The organism is Paracoccus salipaludis (assembly GCF_002287065.1).
Lineage (GTDB): Bacteria > Pseudomonadota > Alphaproteobacteria > Rhodobacterales > Rhodobacteraceae > Paracoccus > Paracoccus salipaludis.
In genome coordinates this window covers 1-1,733 of record NZ_NSJZ01000063.1, presented here as the reverse complement: position 1 = coordinate 1,733, position 1,733 = coordinate 1, and the positions used below count along the sequence as shown (strand labels likewise).

Here is a 1,733-nt window from a genome sequence, read left to right as displayed (position 1 = left end):
AGGCCGTGCGGAAGTCAGGACTCCCTCGCAGAGAGGGCCAAGAAGGGGCGAGGGAGTTCGCTTTTTGGGTTTTGTAGACACAAATCATTTCCTGCTACCTACCCACCCCCTTCTTCGCCCGCTCAGCCACCAGAACGAGCAGCTCACGTCGCGGCACGCCCCTCCGCGGCCGCGTTGCAGTCGCCAAGGAACGGAGCGCGGCCGAGGAGGGGCGTGAAGGGCTCCCGTTGCACTGGCTCGCGGGGGGGGGCTGAGCGGGGATCGACAGGGCCGAAAACCGGGTTTGTAAACATTCGACAGTTCCTGCCACTTCCATCCCCTCCCTTTTCGGATCGGGTTCCTGCCCCGATGGGCCAGAGAGGGCGGCAAAATGGGAGGCGGCGAGGGAGTGAGGGGGCGCTCCCGCACGGGGATGCCCCTGAGGGGCTCTGGGAAGCCCGCTAAGGTGCCTCCTCGCATTTTCCGTCATCCCACAGCCTGAAGAACCGTGAGTCCCCTCAGCGGCCCGGAAAACAAGTTTGTGCGAAGAGGCGGGCGCTGGATGTCTGCAACTGAGTCTCGGCCGCAGCAATGTTCTTCCCGGCTTCTCATTTTTTGGTCCGGTTCCGGCTTGGCTCCCGGTTCGTTCCCTCGATCTGGCGACGGACAATCGCGACGTGAAGGGTTCCCTTGCTTGGCGCCCGGGTCGAGCTGGCTGCCGGGGAAGGCGGGAGGTGCGGGCTGAAGAGCCGAAGAAGGGGGCAGTTGTCTGGCAGGAAATGCACGATGTTTACAAACTTGGGAAACCCCCTGCCCCTGCCTTCCAGACCCAGCGCAGCCCATCATGGGAAAGCTGCGTCATGTCTAACGGCGACAGGTCGATGTGACGCGCGGCCGACATTGGGGCTCCGAGTGCGAAAAGTACCGCAGCGCGCATTGGGCCAGCGTGAGTTATGGCGACTATCAGCCCCCCTTCGGTGGCGCGGACGCTGAGCCAGGTGCTCATGCGCGTGTGAAGCGTGACGAAGGAGTCGCCGTCGTGGGGTGCGGTGGCGGGGTCAGAAATCCATGCCGCCAGCCCCTGCGGCTCCTCAGCCATCACGTCGGCAGGATCGCGACCCGCCCAGCGGCCGAAATTCGCCTCGGCCAATGCGATATCTGGCGTTGCGGAAAGGCCCATAGCCGCAGCAGTCTGCGTGGCGCGGCGGGAGGGGGCGGCAAAGACGCGCGGTCCCGCAGGCAGCGTCTGTGCCAGTGCCGCAGCGCGCTTCAGCGCGTGCGGAGGCGCGGGCTCGTCGCCTGGAAAGGTGACCCGAGCCGGAGCTGCTGCGCAGATCAACCAGATCCGTGTCAGCATGAGCTTCGGGCGCAAGCTTCCTTGACAGTATCGTGGCGGGACCGGAGGGTCATCATGATAGTCGTGTCTCGGGAAAGCCGGTGAAATTCCGGTGCGGTCGCGCCACTGTAACCGCCAATATTGCGGGAGCCAGACCCCGTGCACGCCTTCAGTCCTTTCACCCCGGACGCGTATCCGGAAGGAGATCGCCATGACCTACATCACTGCCGCCCCCGGCACTCACACAGCTCCGATCCCCCTGCGCGAGATCGCCCCATGGGCCATTTTTGCTGGGCTGATTGCGCTCCTGGCACTGTATTTTGTCAGCACCGAACAGGGCGCCGTTGCGGTGTTCGACGGGATGTACGTGCATGAATTCGTGCATGATGCCCGCCATCTCCTTGGCTTTCCCTGCCAC

The 1,733-nt window shown here is 64.3% G+C and carries 2 protein-coding genes; one reads left to right on the top strand and one right to left on the bottom strand.

Annotated elements, in window-relative coordinates; translation table 11 throughout:
- Window positions 1-769 precede the first annotated feature (769 nt).
- Window positions 770-1,336 carry a histidine phosphatase family protein gene (locus tag CK240_RS19640; protein WP_095641532.1) on the bottom strand — a complete coding sequence of 189 codons (567 nt, stop codon included), beginning with the start codon at window positions 1,334-1,336 and terminating at the stop codon, window positions 770-772.
- Window positions 1,337-1,526: 190 nt separating this feature from the next.
- Between CK240_RS19640 and CK240_RS17465 the strand changes: the two genes are divergently transcribed.
- A partial coding sequence (locus CK240_RS17465; protein WP_095641531.1) for a CbtB domain-containing protein occupies window positions 1,527-1,733 on the top strand: 207 nt, incomplete at its 3' end.